This is a genomic window from Segatella intestinalis, assembly GCF_029348455.1.
Taxonomy (GTDB): domain Bacteria; phylum Bacteroidota; class Bacteroidia; order Bacteroidales; family Bacteroidaceae; genus Prevotella.
Genome location: NZ_JARJVV010000003.1, coordinates 1 through 18,506, shown reverse-complemented (window position 1 = coordinate 18,506; position 18,506 = coordinate 1). Strand labels below are relative to the sequence as shown.

Sequence of the window (18,506 nt, the reverse complement as noted above, 5' to 3'; positions counted from 1 at the left end):
TTGACTTTCAATATTTAACATTGTATAGAATAACCGATAAATATAAAACGAACAAGAAATGGAAAAAGGATTGTACAGTTCAACCTATGAGCACGATGCGTGTGGCGTAGGAATGGTGGTTAACATCCACGGCAACAAGAGCCATGAGCTGGTAGACAATGCCCTGAAGGTACTCGAGAACATGCGCCATCGTGGCGCTGAGGGTGCCGACAACAAGACGGGCGACGGTGCCGGTATCATGCTTCAGATTCCGCACGAGTTTATTCTTCTTCAAGGTATTCCTGTGCCCGAGAAAGGCAAATATGGCACAGGCCTCATCTTCCTGCCTAAAGACGAAAAGAAACAGCAGGACATCCTCTCCATCATGATCGAGGAGATAGAGCGCGAGGGACTGCAGCTCATGCATCTGCGCAACGTGCCTACCAACCCAGAGTGCCTGGGAGAGGCCGCACTGAGCAATGAGCCCGCCATCAAACAAGTGTTCATCACAGGCGTCACCGACGACAAGGTGCCTGTCTTCGAGCGCATCCTCTACCTCGTACGCAAACGCATCGAGAAGCGCATCAGCGATCCTGACTTCTACATCTGTTCGTTGTCCAATTCGAACATCGTATACAAGGGTATGCTGAGCAGCCTGCAGCTGCGCCAGTATTATCCCGACCTCACCAATAATTACTTTACCAGCGGTCTGGCTCTCGTCCACTCACGCTTCTCTACCAACACCTTCCCGACATGGAGCCTGGCTCAGCCTTTCCGTCTGCTCTGCCACAACGGTGAAATCAACACCATACGAGGCAACCGCGGCTGGATGAAGGCACGCGAGAGTGTGCTCAGCAGCGAGGCTCTGGGCGACATTCGCGAAATCTCGCCTATCGTACAGCCTGGCATGAGCGACTCTGCCAGCCTCGACAATGTATTCGAGTTCTTCGTGATGAGCGGTTTGTCGCTGCCTCACGCCATGGCTGTCATGGTGCCAGAGAGCTTCAACGACAAGAATCCTATCTCAGAAGACCTCAAGGCCTTCTACGAGTATCACTCTATCCTGATGGAACCTTGGGACGGACCTGCCGCTCTGCTCTTCAGCGACGGACGCTTTGCCGGCGGTATGCTCGACAGAAACGGTCTTCGCCCTGCCCGCTACACCATCACCAAGAACGACATGATGGTAGTGGCCTCCGAGGTGGGCGTCATGGACTTCGATCCTTCCGAGGTGGCAGAGAAAGGTCGTCTGCAGCCTGGTAAGATCCTCCTCATCGACACACAGGAAGGCAAGATATACTACGATGGCGAAATCAAGGAGCGTCTGGCTGCCCAGCATCCTTACCGTCAGTGGCTCAACACCAACCGCATCGAGTTGGAGAAACTCCGCAGCGGACGTAAGGTGGAAAACTCTGTAGAGAACCTCACCCGCAAGGAACTGGAGTTCGGCTTCGGCGAGGAAGACATCGACGGAACCATCATCCCTATGGCCACCAAGGGCCAGGAGCCTACAGCCTCTATGGGTAACGACACGCCACTGGCTGTGCTCTCCGACCAGCCACAGATATTCTTCAACTACTTCCGTCAGCAGTTCGCACAGGTCACCAACCCTGCCATCGACTCCATCCGCGAGAACCTCGTGATGAGTCTCACCGAGTACATCGGCCGTGTGGGTTCAGGCATCCTGAATCCCGACGAGAGCAACTGCAAGATGGTTCGTCTGCCACATCCAATTCTGACCAACACCCAGCTCGACATTCTGCAGAACATACGCTACAAGGGCTTCAACACCGTCAAGCTCCACATGGTGTTCGAGACTGCCAAGGGCGAGGAAGGTCTTCACGAGGCTCTCGACGAGCTGTGCAAGCAGGCAGCCCAGAGTGTTGACGACGGTTACAACTACATCATCCTGAGCGACCGCGATGTCGACGCCACTCATGCAGCTATCCCATCATTGCTCGCCGTAAGCGCCGTACACCACTATCTCATCGACGCCGGCAAGCGCGTACAGACAGCCCTCATCGTAGAGAGCGGTGAGATTCGCGAGGTGATGCACGCCGCACTGCTTCTGGGCTATGGTGCATCAGCACTCTGCCCTTACCTCACCTACGCCATCCTCGACGACCTGGTAAAGAAGGGCAAGATACAGGAAGACTATCACACAGCCGAACAGAACTACATCAAGGCTGTGAAGAAAGGCCTGTTCAAGATCATGGCCAAGATGGGAATCTCCACCATCCGCAGCTATCGCGGAGCCAAGATCTTCGAGAGCATTGGTCTGAGCGAGAGTCTGCTGAAGAACTATTTCGGCACCGAGGTAAGCACCATCGGCGGTATAGGTCTTGAGACCATCGCCCGCGACGCCATCCTGCTGCACGACAAGGCCTTCGCCACAAAGAAGCTCGACTTCCTGCCCAGCATGGGACAGTTCCACTATCGCAAGGACGGCATCAAGCATGCCTGGAATCCTGAGACTATAGCCACTCTGCAGCTTGCCACCCGCAAGGGCGACTACCAGCTGTTCAAGAAATACACTCATCTTGTCGACAACAAGCAGGAGCCTATCTTCATCCGCGACTTCTTCGCCTTCCGCAAGAATCCTATCTCTATCGACAAGGTAGAGCCTGTAGAGGAAATCGTGAAGCACTTCGTCACCGGAGCCATGAGCTTCGGAGCCCTCTCAAAGGAAGCCCACGAGGCTATGGCTCTGGCCATGAACGCCCTCGGTGCACGCAGCAACACGGGTGAGGGAGGCGAGGACAACGAGCGATTCCATTCTACTCAGGATGGCATCAGCCTCTCCAGCAAAACCAAGCAGGTGGCTTCGGGACGTTTCGGCGTGACAACCGAATACCTCGTCAATGCAGAGGAAATACAGATCAAGGTGGCACAAGGTGCCAAGCCTGGTGAGGGCGGACAGTTGCCTGGCTTTAAGGTCAACGAGGTCATCGCCAAGACACGTCACTCTATTCCTGGCATCAGCCTCATCTCGCCACCACCTCATCACGACATCTACAGTATTGAGGACCTGGCTCAGCTCATCTTCGACCTGAAGAACGTAAACCCACGTGCTGCCATCTCTGTAAAACTCGTTGCCGAGAGCGGCGTAGGAACCATTGCTGCCGGTGTGGCAAAGGCCAAGGCCGACCTCATCGTCATCTCTGGTGCAGAGGGTGGAACGGGTGCAAGCCCTGCTTCCAGCATGCGCTTTGCAGGTATCTCGCCAGAGATAGGTCTCTCTGAGACACAGCAGACTTTGGTGAAGAACGGTCTTCGCGGACAGGTTCGCCTACAGGTAGACGGCCAGCTGAAGAGCGGACGCGACATCATTCTCATGGCCTTGCTCGGCGCCGAGGAATTCAGTTTCGGTACTGCTGCACTCATCGTCCTGGGTTGTGTCATGATGCGCAAATGTAATCTCAACACCTGTCCTATGGGTGTTGCCACACAGGATCCTAAGCTGCGCGCCCACTTCCGCGGCAGCTACAAATATCTGATCAACTACTTCCGCTTCCTCGCCGAGGAGGTGCGCGAGTACTTGGCTGAGATGGGTTACACCTCACTCAACGACATCATCGGTCATACCGAACTCATCGTTCGCAAGAGCGACGAGGAAGTGGTTCCTGCCGAGGGAAGCGAAGCCGTAGACAGCGCTACCGCAAAGTTTATCGAGCAGAAAGCCGACCTTCTCGACTTCTCTCGCCTGTTGCATCGCGAGGCCGGTCATGGATCGCTCTATCACACCACCGAACAGATACACGATCTTGCCAACGTGCTCGACCAGCAGCTCGTTCGTGGCGCACAGAACGCCATCGAGAAGCAAGAGGAAGTCAACCTCGACTTTGCCATCAAGAATACCGACCGTGCTGCCGGAGCAATGCTCAGTGGCGCTATCGCTGCCAAGTATGGCGAGGCTGGTCTGCCTGACAAGACAGTGAATGTTAAGTTCAAGGGCTCTGCCGGTCAGAGCTTCGGAGCCTTCCTTGTCAAGGGTGTCGACTTCAAGTTGGAAGGCGAGACCAACGACTATTTCGCCAAGGGACTGTCAGGAGGCCGTATTTCCATCCTGCCTCCTATCCGCAGCAACTTCTCTGCCGAAGACAACATCATCGCCGGCAATACCGGACTCTATGGAGCCACATCGGGCGAGTTGTATATCAATGGTAAGGTAGGCGAACGCTTCGGTGTGCGCAACTCTGGTGCCATCGCTGTCATCGAGGGTGCTGGCGACCACTGTTGCGAGTACATGACAGGCGGACGCGTGGTAGTGCTCGGCGAGACGGGCCGCAACTTTGCCGCAGGTATGAGTGGCGGTGTGGCCTACGTATGGGACAAGAACCACAACTTCGACTACTTCTGCAACATGGATATGGTGGAAATCAACCTCGTCGAGGACAGCACCTACCGCAAGGAGCTGCACGAGCTCATCCGCCAGCATTATCTCTATACAGGCAGTAAGCTCGCCCGCACCATGCTCGACGACTGGAACCACTATGTGGAAGACTTCATCCAGGTAGTGCCTATCGAGTATAAGCGCGTGCTGCAGGAAGAACAGGTAAAGAAGCTGCAGCAGAAGATTGCAGACATGCAGCGAGACTATTAATAAAGGTAAAAAGGCAAAAGGGTAAAAAGGTAAAAAGAGCCTTAGCCCTTTGCCTTGACTTCGGTAAAATGTCGAGTAATAAATAAATTAATAATAAAGGTAACATAAGGTTTAAGTAAATGACAGCAAGTAACAAGCAAGAATGTCTTTTTACCTTTTTACCCTTTTACTTTTAAAAGAAGATGGGAAATCCAAAAGCATTTTTGACTATACCCCGCAAAGAAGCAGGCTATAGACCAATACACGATAGAATCCTCGACTTCAGCGAGGTAGAACAAACATTAAACAGCAACGACCGCCGACAGCAGGCTTCGCGCTGCATGGATTGCGGTGTGCCCTTCTGTCACTGGGCTTGTCCGTTGGGCAACAAGGCTCCTGAGTGGAACGACGCCCTCTACAAGGGTGACTGGGAACTGGCTTACCGCCTGCTCAACTCCACCAACGACTTTCCTGAGTTCACAGGCCGCATCTGTCCTGCTCTCTGCGAGAAAGCCTGTATCCTCAACCTCATGGACCACGAGCCTACCACCAACCGTGAAGACGAGTGCGCCATCGTTGAGCACGCTTTCTCTGAAGACTATGTACGCGTTGAAATACCAGAACGCAACGGCAAGACCGTTGCCGTCATCGGTGCAGGACCTGCCGGACTTGTCGCTGCCAACCAGCTCAACCATAAAGGCTATAAGGTGACTGTCTTCGAGGCACGCGAGAACGCCGGCGGCTTGCTGCGTTACGGCATTCCTAACTTCAAGCTCAACAAGAGCATCATCGACCGCCGTCTGCATCTTCTCGAGGAAGAAGGCATCGAGTTCAAATACAATCAGCACATCGATGTCAACAAGCTGCCCGAAGGCTTCGATGCCTATGTGGTTTCTACTGGTACGCCTACTGCACGCGACCTCAAGATTCCAGGACGCGAGCTCAAGGGTGTTTACTTCGCCCTCGAACTGCTATCTCAGCAGAACCGCATCCTCGCAGGCATGGAGTTCAGCAAGGACGAGCTCGTCAACTGCAAGGGCAAGGACGTTCTTGTCATCGGTGGTGGCGATACGGGCAGCGACTGCATCGGAACTGCTCATCGACAGGGTTGCAAGAGCGTGACACAGATAGAAATCATGCCTAAGCCTGTAGAAGGTCCTGAGGATCCTAAGAATCCCTGGCCTAACTGGCCTCGCACCCTCAAGACTACATCCAGTCATGAGGAAGGCTGCACCCGTCGCTGGAACATCAACTCACTCGAGTTCCTGGGCAAGAACGGCAAACTGACAGGTGTCAAAGTACAACAGATAGACTGGAAGCCAAATCCTGAAGGCGGTCGTCCGCTGATGGTAGAAGCAGGCAAGCCCGAGATTATCAAGGCCGAAGCTGTGTTCCTTGCCATGGGATTCCTGAAGCCACAGCAGCCTGAGTTTGCCGACAATGTGTTTGTAGCTGGCGATGCTGCCAATGGTGCAAGCCTTGTCGTAAGAGCCATGGCAAGCGGTCGAAAGATTGCTGTCCAGGTAGATAAATATCTGAACAAATAATATCGGTTATTTTTAACTATAAGTAGCGGGGAGACGGACCTTGAGATGAGGTTTGCCTCCCTTTTTTCGTTCCAGTACTCTGCTTATGGTTTTGGAACTTTGGCATCGAAGGTGAAAAACATCAGATAGTCGCCATCGCCATCCATCACCACCTCGTTGTCCAAAGCCTCGTTGAGTCCACCCTGCCACCATTCCTTATAGGGATAAGGCTTCCATTTGAGTCCCTCGGCAGAAAGCCTCGTACAGCCAAAATTAAAGATACTCACCTGTTGCCGCGCAAAGGTCTCGAAAGACTGAAGCCCTGAAGCTGGAACAAAATATCCGGTGTCGGTAATCATCGTCACGTCGAGCCCCCACTCTCGCATATATCGCATGATCAGCGAGATGTTGCAGAGCGTATGGTCTTCTCGCTTGCCCGTGCATCCCAGGTAGGCAATGCGTCTCATTCCTTGCTTCATACAAAATCGCGTGGCCTTCGTCTGATCGTTGTCATCCTGTTCGTCCACCAAATGCACCAAGTCGGCATAGCGTCTCTTGAAGTCATCAGGCAGCGAATCGCCATCTCCCACAATAGCATCAGGTGTCCCGCCATGCAGAATGTAATGCATACCTGCACCATCGCAGCACACCAGATATTTGGCATGCTGCAGTATCGACAGCGCCACAGCATGAGAGGGATAATCTCCATCGCATAGGACCACAGCATCGAAACTGGAAACTGCAGTAACAAGAGGCAATTTATCTTTCTTCATTTTCCGATTCTTTTAATTTCTATGACACAAGTCTTATGTTTCTGTAGCACAAGTCTTATGTTTCCTGTTACACATTTTTTTATTCAGTTGAAGTCTTTTTGATTTCAGTGGCAAAAGTACAATTTTTCCTCATAAACAAACATGCCTGTCCCACGTTTTTCAGCCATTTTTTCTATATTTGCTATATTTGTGCCACTTGGCGCAGTGACGCAAGTGGCGCAAAATGGCCGGTCGTTCATCTCCAGGATGTGTTCAGATAAGATTTCTCCAGTATTAAGCGACTGTTTCTTTAGATTGTAAGGATGATAACACATGTATCCTTAAATTAGCAGATGCAGCAGCCATTGACTTCGGATATTTCTATAATGATAATTCTATACGAGAAAACAGAGAATATGCTTCTAATATTTTTAGGGTTCGCAATGCTCAAGGAAAAATTGGTTATACCTATGATGTTGCGATCTCAGGAGGAACAAAAAATATTACGATTAAATAATAAAACATATGAATAAGAAGGAAATTGTATTTTTTGCTGGTTGTATCATATTAGGTATGGTTATATCAGTTATATTATCAAAGACAAGTATTAGAGATAAAACACATGAATTTAAGTGTGTTAGCATACAAGATTATGAGGGTGGAGATTATTCTCCTGAGCATTATTACATGAAGGAAGAACTAAAATCATTTATTTTTAATACACCCCATCGTCGCATGTGTGTGCAACATCCAGAAACAGTTTATAAGATAGCGAGTAGCTTGTTATCTTCGAAATATGGCCCTCAATATATTGATAGTAAAAAGCCTTTTAAAATTAGCTTATTAAGTGGTAGAGTCTGGAAGGTGATGCCCAAAGACTCTATGGCTGTAGTTTATATTCAAAAAATAGATTCTCGAATATTAAAAATAGAACGGTATGACAACACAAAATAAAAAATTAAAGTATTTGTTGTTAGGTGTGATAGGCATTTTGTTGGGATTTATTGTAACTTGTGTGTTTCTCTCATATTCTGCAAAATACAATCAAAGGGTTGTTCCTTTTATTTATATTAGAGGTGATAGTGAACCTCTTCTTTTTAAAAGCTATGCCGACTCCCTGTATTTGCCCGATGAAACAGTATTGCGAATGCCACATGGAGTAATTGACACTCCAAAATTGGCTGCAGAAATAGGAAGTGCTGTCCTTATGGATATTTATGGGAAAAAAGAAATGAGTACGGAATACCCTTTTTGGGTAGGGATAAATTGAAAAATGCTTCCATACTGCGAAAGTACGGAAGTATTTGTATGGGGGAAAAGACAAAAATAGTCTTTCAAATTTTTGAAGTTTTACTCAACAGTGAAAGTAGTAACCTTCATGCCGTTTTTTGTGTTTTCGTGATTAGGGTCGCCAATAACAATGCCATATTCACCTGGGGTAAGATCTTCCAATACAATGTAATATGAACTTTCGCCATATTTCTTAGCCTTGTAGTCCACACTTGAAAGGTTATTACTCTCTGATTTAGAAAGTGTACCAGCTTCAGCGAGTTGGTATCTACGCTCTTTTCCTTTAACCTCAAATTTAAAAATTGAGATAAAAGAGTTTGGATCAGTCTTATTGTCGGCAGCCTTAACGATAAGACGTGTTGTTGAGCCGCCGACTGCTTTACTCGTAGACTTAACCCCTTTAAGAGTCAGTCTCGATTTCACCTTGCCGATACCTGTCAAATAAAGACTTGCTCCAGCCTTTGTTTTCACGGTTCCATTCTCACGTGACAACTTTACACCTTGATTGTTAGAGGTCAAGAGTAAAGTCTCTTCTGCGAACTCCGGTTTTTCTACTGTTACATTCTGCGCAATGCCTCCTGTAATAGTAAAGAATGCCACAATTAATGTCAAAAATAGTTTTTTCATACCTTTGTTTTTTAGTTTTTTTGCAAAGATACAATAATATCTTCGCACTTTTCCCCCCAGATAGTTAAATATGGTTAATAACGTGATTTTTAGAAGAAATATCCTCCTGACTGCTTTTTATTTTTATATCCATGGTCTTCAAAGAGTTTGGCTGTTTCTGAGTTTTTCCATTCAGCGAATACGTTGCCTTTGGCTAAACGTATGCTGTTCACGATGTCGATAATGCTTGGTATCGGATATTCACCGATGCGGAGGATGGAGAACTCGATGGCAGAGATGCGCTGATACATCCGTTTGTATTGAGCGGTGTTGAGAGTCATATCCCACTTGTTGAGAGCGTTGGCGGTGCGAAGCATGTCCATGAGTTCCGGACTGAAGAACTCCGTTTCGAGGCGGTGCTCAATGGCGAGCAACTTGGCACGAGTGTCCTGGTATCGCAGCCAGATATGGTCAGCGAAGCCCAGTTGGTGCACGATGTCGAGTGTGGGAAACATCGTGGCTGCGAAGTAATTGAACTGCTCCGATGCAGTCCAATGGTGAGCATCCGGAAGCAAGGTGAGGATAACGGCAAGGGCATCGTCGCGCTGCTTTTCGAGAGACAGAAGAAGTCTCTCGATGCGCTCCTTAGATGCCGGTATCACATTCTGATTACTGACAATGCCGAAACCGTTAGGCGTAAGGATAAGGTCGAGCTGTGGCACAGCGTGCAGCATTGCCTCTGCAGCCGTGATGATACGGCAGTAATGCAGGAGCGGAGTGCTGTCAGAGTACGTGCGGATGCGACTCATCGTGTCGGACGATACGAAAGTGGCGGTAAGCCATTGCTCCGCCTGTAAAAGGTGATACTGTATTTTGTCGAAAAGAGATAGTTCACCAGCTACCGCTTTAAGCGTGTTGGGAACATACTTCTTCAGAGTGTCGTTGTCATTTATCAGATTGCTCATTGTCTTTGGATTTATTGAGTGAAACTTGCTTTGCATCCTTATTCTCATCGAGCGTGGTGAGCTGGATGAATGGGCAGTCCGGCTTGACCGCAGTCCACTTGTTGAAACGGATGATCAGACGGTGAACGGAAAAGAGGAGGTCGTGGTAAGGCTTTTGCAGAGCTTGGGCGATGGTGTAAAGCTCTCGCTTGTCGCTACCAGAGTTATTGGTCTGCGACTTGCCTGGCACCGAGCCGACGAGGTTGGAATGGACTCGCATGGTGAAGCACATCATATTGATGGCTTCGACAATGTCCGTAGCCCAGTCGCCACCTTCTTTGTCCGTCTCAATCTTGTTGATGACCACATCATGCTGCTCCTCACCATTGGGTGAAACATAGAACGTAGAGAAAAGCACCTTTCCACAGGAAAAGTCATCACGTACAACTATGCAACTTGCCCAACGCAGTGGGCTGACTCTGATAAAGCCTTCCGCTAACTTCTGATAAAGCCTTCCGTGAAAAGGTGTGGCTATGCTTTAACGAAGAAAACAACTCGGTTGAGAGATAAATACAAAAAAAATAGGCTTACACCTTTCGGGATAAGCCTATCGTGTTCTCTTGCTTATTATTTTTATTCCTCACCGTTGTCCTCGTCCTCAGTATTCTCAGGAATCTCAAGCAATGGCAACTGTCTGTTGATAGCTGCATTGAATGAGATGATGGTCTCACTGCGTGACAAGCCCAATGGCTGCAACTTGTCGTGGATAATCTCCAACAAGTGGTGGTTGTTGCTGGCATAAATCTTGATAAACATATCCATGCCGCCTGTCGTATAATGACATTCCACCACCTCAGGAATCTTCTTCAGCTCGTCTACAACGTGGTCGAACTGCTCTGGATTCTTAAGATACAGACCTACATAAGCACATGTCTCATAACCAATCTTCTCGGGATCGATGATGAACTGAGAGCCCTTGATGATGCCAAGATTTGTCAACTTGGCCACTCTCTGATGGATGGCAGCACCGCTCACATTGCATGCTCGTGCCACTTCAAGGAATGGGATGCGTGCGTCTTGTGATATCAGTTTCAATATCTGCCTGTCCAGGTAATCTAATAACTGCTTTGCCATAAATTAAGTTTAATTTGGGTGCAAAGATAGTACATTAATTTAAGAAACGCAACTTTTTGCGCATAAATAATTATAAATTAATATTATTTACTCTTTTCTACGGCAGAATAGTTAACACGAAGCACTTTTGCCTGTCGTAAAGCCTGCTTGACATCCATCACTACACCCATGGGAACCTGACGGTCGGCGCGGATGGAAACTGTCATCTGCCGCTGGTCTTCAGCCGACATACGACGCTTCTCTGCCAACACATAGTCCATCACCTCGGCAGGTGTGGCGAGCTTATCATTGAGCTGAACGCAGACTCCACTTGAATCGGTCTCTACATTCGAGACTCCCGGCAAGGACTGTACTGGTTTGCCTATATAGATGTAAGACACGGCAGACTTCTTGGTCAGTCGGGTGAGCTGCTTGCCTTGTGGGGCGCGATAGTCCACCTTGAGCGTTACCTGGCGCATGTGGGTAACGATCATAAAGAAAAACAATACCGTGAATATCAAGTCGGGCAACGAGGAAGTGTTTAGTCCCGGCATCTCGTGCTCACGACGTCCGAACATACTCATGATTCGCCTCCTTTCTTCTCTTCGGCATCAGCACTCACACTCTTGTCCTGGAAGGTGCGGGCATGAGCATACGACTCGGTAATGCGCTGCGGACACAGGTTGCGAACCCTATCCTTCTGGGCTTTCGACAACAGGGCAAAAGTCTTGCCATATTGCTTGCGGGCATATTCGTCACGCAACTGCGAATAGGCCATCATCAACTGATTCTGTACCTGGAAATAAAGATCATAGCTTGCCTCGCGGTCACTCTCAATTGAGATAAGATGACGGCTACCCAAACGATGCACTAATTTCACCACCTCACCCTGCAGTCGGTCTACCGGGAAAGGCTTGTCGTTCAGGAGCAACAGATGGTCGGATGTGACGTGAAGTTCAAGGAGTGTGGCCTTGTCGACAACCGAAACCTGCTGTTGGTGCTGTGGCTCAGGGGCTGGCAACTGGCGCAGCAAACCCTTGTCCACATCCATCGATGTGGTGACAAGGAAGAATATCAACAGCATAAAAGAAATGTCGGCTGTAGATGTGGTATTCAGTCCCGGTACTCCATGTGGTTTACGCAGACGCTTCATTTCTTTCGTTCTTTACGCACATAACGGGTTACGCCAAAGAGCACTACACCTATGGCTGCTATCAGCAATATGACTGAGGCGAGGACAAACATATCACTCAGTTTCAGCCAGAACCAGTCGTTGTAGTCATTGCCGTTGACCAGCATAGGAGTGGAAGAACCTACGGCGAAGCCTATGACGAGCAAACCAAAAGTTGAAAACCATGTGATGCGGGCTATCTTGCGGGCAGGCACACCATTGACCACAGCGTCCTGACGACTGCCCGAACGATGGCTTCGCCATGCCGAGAAGCCTATCATGCATAATGCCAACAGAAGGACTAACACCATAAGCACGATGAGCACATCGGTGAAAAGAGGGGCATTGAAGTCGGGGTTCTCGTCGAATGACAGGTCGTAGCCCACCAGATAGAACAAGGCGAAAACCACCGCCGACACTCCTACCAGAATGTACAACAGTCGCTGCGAGAGCCTTTCGGTTCCCCAGCTCTTAAGATGCTTGATTTTCATGCTTATACTTGGCTATTATGTCCATCAAGGTGATGGACGATTCTTCCATCTGACTGATGATATGCTCTATCTTTGACAGGATGTAATTGTAGAACACCTGAAGAATAAGGGCTACGATGATACCGAAGATGGTAGTGATAAGCGCCACCTTCATTCCCGATGCCACAATGGTAGGACTGATGTCGCCTGCCTGCTGTATCTGGTCGAAAGCCATCACCATACCGATGACCGTTCCCAAGAATCCGAGCGAGGGAGCCATGGCGATAAACAGCGTTATCCACGAACAGCCTTTCGAGAGGTTGGCAGCCTGTACCGTGCCGTAACTGGCAACCGAACGCTCCACATTCTCCAGACTGTCATCTACATGCATCAGTCCCTGATAACAGATAGAGGCTACCGGTCCGCGTGTGTTGCGGCATAAGTCCTTGGCTTCCTCCACCTTTCCTTCTGCCATGCGGCTGTCGATGTCGAGCATGAGCTGCTTGGCATTGATTTCTGAAAGACTGAGATAAAGTATGCGCTCTATGCAGAACGCCAAACCAACCACCAGGGCAATGGCCACCAACGACATAAAGCCGGCATTGCCTTCTACAAACTTGGTCTTAAGAGCTTGATGAATTCCCATTGATTCTTCCTGCGCCATCAATGGCATAGAAGAAGCAACGAGGGTGAATGTCAATATTGCCAAACGTGCAATAAAAGGATTTTTCTTCATATATACCTTATATTATATATGTATATGCGGAAAGAGGGGGATTCGAACCCCCGATTCCCTTTAGGGGAATACACGCTTTCCAGGCGTGCCTCTTCAGCCACTCGAGCACCTTTCCTTTTGTCTGCGAGCACCTTGACGGGCTTCGGTGTGCAAAAGTATCGCTTTTCGGGCAAATAAGCAAAAAAGGCTTCCTATTTTATATTTCTTTAACTGACTCTACTTTTGCCACACCAACTTGCAGCACTGCCTACAGTCCTTTCACCACCTCGCTGCCAAAGATACGGCTTACATTGGCATTGGTGGCTGCCGCCAATTCGTCCTCGCTCACCTGATAGGCTGCAGCCAGGGTGCGCATCACGTCGACAACATAGGCACTCTCGTTACGCTTACCTCTATGTGGAACTGGTGCCATATAGGGACTGTCGGTCTCGAGTACAAGGCGATGAAGCGGAACCACAGCTGGAAGGTCTTCGCGCAGATGACTGCTCTTGAAAGTGGAGACACCGCCAACTCCCAACACGAAACGGTCGAAAGACAGCAATTCCTCAGCCTCGCGCTGATTGCCCGTGAAACAATGAAAGACGCCTCCCGGCAGCTCTTTCTCGTAAGAGCGCAAGAGATGAACCATCTCGTTCTGCGCCTTGCGACAATGTATCATGAGGGGAAGACGGGTTTCCACCGACCACTTCACCTGTTCCTCGAAAGCCTGCAACTGTTCGTGCTCAAACTCACGGCTCCAGTAATAGTCAAGCCCCACCTCGCCTATAGCAATGAAGTCGGAAACTGTTGTGTTGATTTGCACGCGATGCTCATCGAGGATTTGACGCAGCTCGGCAAGCTGTTCTTTCCAGTCGGCCTTCACCTCCTCTGGATGGAGTCCTATCATAGGATAGGCGTAACCGGGATATTGATTACTGAGGCTGAGCACAGCCTTCGTAGTCTTCACGTCTATAGCTGGCAGGAACACCTTGCCCACTCCTGCTTCGCGGGCACGGGCAAAAGCCTCAGCTCTGTCTTCGTCGAACTCCTCGGCATCGAGATGCGTATGTGTGTCGATAATCTTTATCATTTTTTATTTGCGGTCTTCTCGCTGTTCGATTATTTTTTAGTCTTCTCGCTGTTCGATTAATATTTGCGCTTCATCATGCGCTGGGCATACTTCTGCAGTTCTTCCTTACGCTCTGCCGGAACCTGGACTGCATCTAAATATTTCTTGCTCTGCTCAAAGTAGTAGGCTATCTTGGCTTGCGCCATCTTGTCGATACCGATTTCATTATACAGACGTGTTACGGCAGCGATTTTCTCCTCGCGGTCAAAAGACTTGGCATTAACCCACTTCTCCAACTCCTGTCGCTGTGCCTCATTGGCATGACTGAACGCATTGATGAGCATGAATGTTTTCTTGTTGGAGGTGATGTCGCCGCCTATCTTCTTGCCGAAGACCTTGGAGTCGCCATAAACGTCGAGATAATCATCCTGTAACTGAAAAGCCAGACCTATCTGTTCGCCAAACTTATACAGATTATCAGCATCCTCGGCAGGGGCTTCAGCCAGGATGGCTCCTATCTTGAGCGCACAAGCCAACAGGACGCTTGTCTTCAGTCGAATCATCTCGATGTATTCCTCTTCGCGCACATCGTCACGGGTCTCGAACTCCATGTCGTACTGCTGTCCCTCGCCAATCTCGAGCGCCGTAGTGGTAAAGAGGCGAAGAACATCTGCCAGATGACGGCTGTCGCATTGTGCCATTCGCTCATACGCCAGCACCAGCATACTGTCGCCAGACAGGATGGCAGTATTGGCATTCCATTTCTTGTGCACCGTCTCATGACCACGGCGCAAATCAGCCTGATCCATCAGGTCGTCGTGCAGGAGTGTGTAGTTATGATAGGTTTCCAAAGCGATGGCATTCATCAAGATTTTATCAGTATCTTCCTTGTAAAGATTGTAGCCCAGAAGCATCAATACGGGGCGAATGCGCTTGCCACCCATCGACAAGACATAGCGGATAGGTTCGTAAAGCGACTTCGGAGTACGCTCGTAGGGAAGTGCATCTAAAAAGGCATTCACCTGAGTCAGTAGTTCGTCGGCTGTCTTCATAATTGTTCGTTTTTTATAATGGTTGAGTGATTATTTCTATCAGAGTATTATAAAGGGATACTTGAGCATAATAAAGAAATGCAGGGTCAGAGCTGGAAGACGACAGGCACTGCCACCATCGTGCGACACACCTTGTTGTGGTCCATACCAGGTTTCCACTTTGGCATCATCTTCATTACGCGCAGAGCCTCCCTGTCGAGTAAGGGGTCTACCGAAGTGCTCACCTTCACGTCAGACACCGTTCCGTCTTTATTGACAATAAACGAAACCACCACCATGCCTTGTATCTTGCGCTGCTGAGCCTGACGCGGATATTTCAGATTCTTGGTAAGCCACTGCATGTATGCCGACCAGCCTCCGGGAAAAACGGGAATCTGCTGAACCACGGTAAAATTGATAGGAGCCTCGGGCTGTGCCGATGTGTTTGTGTTGTCGACTGGCGTTTCGGGAGCAGCTTCCTTCACATTGGCGCCATCCACGGCTCCTTCTCCGTCTCCTATCACAAGTTCGCTGGTTGTAGTGCTGATTTTCTGCGCTGCTGGTTCTGCTTTCTGTTCTGCCTTCACCTCTTGTGTAATGGCTTTGGATGCAGGCTTCGAGGCAGCCTCTGCCGAAACCATGTCCTTGGAGTCTGGAGGCAGCGAGAGCTCCAAGTCCTGCGACAGGTCTTCTATATCGTTCGACAAGTCATAATCGTCGGGCTGACTCGTATACTGCAGGCCTACGAAGATAAAGGAAAGGGTAAGCAACAGCCCAAGCAAGAAAAATGTTACCCGCTTGTCCTCCAACTGTGCACTATGAGATTTCTTGATTTCCAATTCCTTATTCCTTTATTCTACTAAACTTTATTCGTTTCTTTCAAAAAACGACGCCATGATGCGGTGTGAACTTTTTGCAGAATCGCTTCCATATAGAGCATGGCTTCTTATCGCATGCAAAAGTAGCCTTTTTAAAGGTAATAGCCAAATTTATTCTTCCTTTTTTTTGTATTGTCCATAAATTGGACATACTTTACATAAACAGACGGCATCACTACAATAAAAAAGAAAAAATGGAGTTATTCTTTTGTATTGTCTTCGATTTGCATTATCTTTGCAGAAGATAAGCGGCACTCGGCAATCTGAAAGTGAACTTTCATTGCGCTCGTTTGCATTATCTTTAAATAAGAAAAAGCTGCACTCGGCAATTTGAAAACAAGTTTTCATTGCGCTCGTTTGCATTATCTTTGCAGAAGAAAAAGCGGCACTCGGCAATCTGAAAGTACTTTCATTGCGCTCGTTTGCATTTTCTTTGCATCCAAGAATAAAATAATAGGAATGAGAAAACTTCTTCTTTCTGTCCTTTTGGCACTGTCGGCAACTATGGCTGTTGCACAGGAAAGCCAAACGGGATACAACTTTCTTCGCCTGCCGGCAAGTGCGCACGCTGCAGCTTTAGGTGGCGACAACATCACCCTCATCGAGGATGATGAAGCCCTCATTTTCCATAATCCAGCTCTGCTCTCATCGGTAAGCGACAAGACCATCAACTTGGGATATATGAACTATATGTCGGGAGTCAACGCTGCTTCGGCAGCCTTCAACCGCATAGTGAAGGACAAGGCTTCATGGGCTGTATCGGCACAATATGTTGACTATGGAAAGATGAAACAGGTGGACGAGAACAATGTACAGATGGGCGAGTTCTCTGCCAAAGACATTGCTGTGGCTGGCTATTTCTCCTATATGTTGGGCAAGAACTTTGTCGGCGGAATCACTGCCAAGTTCATCACCTCTTATATCGGCGACTACAACTCAATAGGAATGGGCGTTGACCTGGGAATTAACTATTACGACCCTGATCATGAATGGTCGATTTCTGCCGTCGCCAAGAACTTGGGCGGACAGTTGAAAGCCTACGATGAGGAATACGACAAAATGCCTATCGACCTGCAGATGGGTGTGAGCAAGCAGTTCCCCAACATGCCTTTCCGCCTTTCCCTGACACTTGTCAACCTGAACAACTGGGATGTCAACTTCAAAGAACACCTTGTGGGAGGCGTCGAGATTCTGCTTTCCAACATCTGGATTGGCGCAGGCTACAATTTCAGACGGGCCAGCGAGATGAAGATACAAAGCTCCAACGACTCCTCAAGCAGTCATGGAGCTGGACTCTCTTTAGGTGCCGGCCTCAACCTGGAGCGTTTCCATCTCAACTTGGCTTATGGCAAATATCACGTCAGCAGCAACAGCCTGCTTGTCAATTTGGCTTACAGCCTCTGACACGTTCCGAAAACTATTCTCTATCAAGTAAATATCACAAAAACAACATACACAGATTTATGAAGAAAATTACAATAGCCATTGATGGTTTTTCGTCATGTGGCAAAAGCACTATGGCCAAGGACCTGGCCAAGGAAATAGGTTACATTTATGTTGACACAGGGGCCATGTACCGTTCGGTCACTCTCTATGCGTTGCGCCACGAGCTGTTCGATGCAGACAACCAGGTGAAGGTAGATATGTTGGAGAAAGAAATGACCAATATCCACATCAGTTTCAAGTTCAACAACGAGACTGGTCGTCCCGACTGTTATCTCAACGGCGAACTCGTAGAGAAAGAAATACGCTCTTTGGAAGTTTCCAACCATGTAAGTCCTATCGCCGCCGTCCCATTTGTTCGCCAGGCTCTCGTTGCTCAGCAGAAACTGATGGGACAGGAGAAAGGCATCGTGATGGATGGCCGCGACATTGGAACTACAGTATTCCCTGATGCCGAGTTGAAAATCTTCGTAACTGCCGACTCCAAGGTAAGAGCACAGCGCAGATACGACGAACTGAAGCTGAAAGGTATGCCTGCCGAATTCGACGACATTCTGAAAAATGTAGAGGAAAGAGATTATATCGACACACATCGTGAGGTTTCTCCACTCAAGAAAGCCGACGATGCCATCACTCTTGACAACAGCCACATGACCATTGCCGAGCAGAAAGAATGGCTCATGAAGCAATATCAGAAGGCTGCTGGTTGTTGATAAAGACAGTAACGACTCAGCACCTCTATTAGCCACAAGCAATTACTTTAATAGTCAAGTGGGCTCAATTCAGTAATACTATACAAATTGTTTTCTGTTAGTTCAGGGCGGACGCATCAAAATGCGTTCGCCTCCAAAAGTTTTGACAGGTAATTTTCGTCCCAGCCAGCTTTCATTCTTTTTAAGTTGATACTTCCCTTGATCGTTTTATCCTTTTTAAGGAT

General features: G+C 48.6%; 19 protein-coding genes and 1 tRNA gene. 7 read left to right on the top strand and 13 right to left on the bottom strand.

The features are described 5' to 3' along the window. Positions 1-58 precede the first annotated feature (58 nt). Both gltB and P3T48_RS02270 read left to right on the top strand, forming a co-directional pair. Positions 59-4,582: a glutamate synthase large subunit gene (gene gltB, locus P3T48_RS02275; RefSeq protein WP_276505472.1), complete on the top strand. Its 4,524-nt coding sequence runs from the start codon at positions 59-61 to the stop codon at positions 4,580-4,582. A gap of 182 nt (positions 4,583-4,764) precedes the next feature. Then, on the top strand, positions 4,765-6,108 hold the full coding sequence (locus P3T48_RS02270) for a glutamate synthase subunit beta (protein ID WP_276505471.1): 1,344 nt from the start codon (positions 4,765-4,767) through the stop codon (positions 6,106-6,108). A gap of 83 nt (positions 6,109-6,191) precedes the next feature. On the opposite strand, the gene P3T48_RS02265 is transcribed toward P3T48_RS02270, so the two are convergent. Then, positions 6,192-6,860: a thiamine diphosphokinase gene (locus P3T48_RS02265; protein ID WP_217758665.1), complete on the bottom strand. Its 669-nt coding sequence runs from the start codon at positions 6,858-6,860 to the stop codon at positions 6,192-6,194. Positions 6,861-7,176: 316 nt separating this feature from the next. Here P3T48_RS02265 and P3T48_RS14360 point away from each other — a divergent pair, with 316 nt between their 5' ends. Genes P3T48_RS14360 through P3T48_RS02255 form a run of 3 tightly spaced genes read left to right on the top strand, consistent with a single transcriptional unit; the run spans position 7,177 to position 8,109 of the window. Continuing rightward, positions 7,177-7,356, top strand: coding sequence for a DUF4329 domain-containing protein (locus P3T48_RS14360; RefSeq protein ID WP_443217160.1), 180 nt, complete (start codon positions 7,177-7,179; stop codon positions 7,354-7,356). A gap of 8 nt (positions 7,357-7,364) precedes the next feature. After that, complete coding sequence (locus P3T48_RS02260; RefSeq protein WP_276505470.1) at positions 7,365-7,793, top strand: NTF2 fold immunity protein; 429 nt, start codon at positions 7,365-7,367, stop codon at positions 7,791-7,793. Next, complete coding sequence (locus P3T48_RS02255) at positions 7,777-8,109, top strand: hypothetical protein (RefSeq protein ID WP_276505469.1); 333 nt, start codon at positions 7,777-7,779, stop codon at positions 8,107-8,109. The genes P3T48_RS02260 and P3T48_RS02255 overlap by 17 nt, the downstream gene beginning before the upstream one ends. Positions 8,110-8,189: 80 nt before the next feature. Here P3T48_RS02255 and P3T48_RS02250 read toward each other — a convergent pair whose 3' ends face one another. The 12 genes from P3T48_RS02250 to P3T48_RS02195 form a co-directional block, all read right to left on the bottom strand. Continuing rightward, entirely contained in the window at positions 8,190-8,756 is a 567-nt protein-coding gene (locus tag P3T48_RS02250) for a hypothetical protein (protein ID WP_276505468.1), read from the bottom strand. Between the two features lie 89 nt (positions 8,757-8,845). Then, positions 8,846-9,700, bottom strand: a complete 855-nt coding sequence (locus P3T48_RS02245; RefSeq protein ID WP_276505467.1) for a DUF6712 family protein — start codon at positions 9,698-9,700, stop codon at positions 8,846-8,848. Beyond that, positions 9,681-10,097: a hypothetical protein gene (locus P3T48_RS02240; RefSeq protein WP_276505466.1), complete on the bottom strand. Its 417-nt coding sequence runs from the start codon at positions 10,095-10,097 to the stop codon at positions 9,681-9,683. The genes P3T48_RS02245 and P3T48_RS02240 overlap by 20 nt, the downstream gene beginning before the upstream one ends. 215 nt (positions 10,098-10,312) lie before the next feature. After that, positions 10,313-10,813, bottom strand: a complete 501-nt coding sequence (locus tag P3T48_RS02235) for an Lrp/AsnC family transcriptional regulator (RefSeq protein WP_217759077.1) — start codon at positions 10,811-10,813, stop codon at positions 10,313-10,315. An 83-nt stretch (positions 10,814-10,896) separates the two neighbouring features. Further along, a complete protein-coding gene (locus P3T48_RS02230; RefSeq protein WP_158463746.1) occupies positions 10,897-11,376 on the bottom strand; it encodes an ExbD/TolR family protein in 480 nt (159 codons plus the stop codon). Continuing rightward, positions 11,373-11,945, bottom strand: a complete 573-nt coding sequence (locus tag P3T48_RS02225; protein WP_276505465.1) for an ExbD/TolR family protein — start codon at positions 11,943-11,945, stop codon at positions 11,373-11,375. The genes P3T48_RS02230 and P3T48_RS02225 overlap by 4 nt, the downstream gene beginning before the upstream one ends. After that, positions 11,942-12,454 carry a hypothetical protein gene (locus tag P3T48_RS02220; protein ID WP_276505464.1) on the bottom strand — a complete coding sequence of 171 codons (513 nt, stop codon included), beginning with the start codon at positions 12,452-12,454 and terminating at the stop codon, positions 11,942-11,944. Before P3T48_RS02220 ends, P3T48_RS02225 begins: the two co-directional genes overlap by 4 nt. Continuing rightward, positions 12,435-13,169: a MotA/TolQ/ExbB proton channel family protein gene (locus P3T48_RS02215; RefSeq protein ID WP_022252378.1), complete on the bottom strand. Its 735-nt coding sequence runs from the start codon at positions 13,167-13,169 to the stop codon at positions 12,435-12,437. The genes P3T48_RS02220 and P3T48_RS02215 overlap by 20 nt, the downstream gene beginning before the upstream one ends. 27 nt (positions 13,170-13,196) lie before the next feature. Further along, positions 13,197-13,284: transfer RNA gene (locus P3T48_RS02210), tRNA-Ser, on the bottom strand. A 132-nt stretch (positions 13,285-13,416) separates the two neighbouring features. Next, positions 13,417-14,238, bottom strand: coding sequence for a TatD family hydrolase (locus P3T48_RS02205; protein WP_276505463.1), 822 nt, complete (start codon positions 14,236-14,238; stop codon positions 13,417-13,419). A 56-nt stretch (positions 14,239-14,294) separates the two neighbouring features. Then, positions 14,295-15,269: a polyprenyl synthetase family protein gene (locus P3T48_RS02200; protein WP_276505462.1), complete on the bottom strand. Its 975-nt coding sequence runs from the start codon at positions 15,267-15,269 to the stop codon at positions 14,295-14,297. A gap of 86 nt (positions 15,270-15,355) precedes the next feature. Then, entirely contained in the window at positions 15,356-16,087 is a 732-nt protein-coding gene (locus tag P3T48_RS02195; RefSeq protein ID WP_276505461.1) for an energy transducer TonB, read from the bottom strand. Positions 16,088-16,585: 498 nt separating this feature from the next. On the opposite strand from P3T48_RS02195, the gene porQ reads away from it, so the two are divergent. Beyond that, positions 16,586-17,530 (top strand): type IX secretion system protein PorQ, encoded by a 945-nt coding sequence (gene porQ / locus P3T48_RS02190; RefSeq protein ID WP_022252374.1) that lies wholly within the window; start codon positions 16,586-16,588, stop codon positions 17,528-17,530. A gap of 59 nt (positions 17,531-17,589) precedes the next feature. Then, the gene (cmk, locus tag P3T48_RS02185; protein WP_276505460.1) at positions 17,590-18,282 is read left to right on the top strand and encodes a (d)CMP kinase; all 693 of its coding nucleotides are present in this window, start codon (positions 17,590-17,592) and stop codon (positions 18,280-18,282) included. The last annotated feature ends 224 nt before the right edge of the window (positions 18,283-18,506 follow it).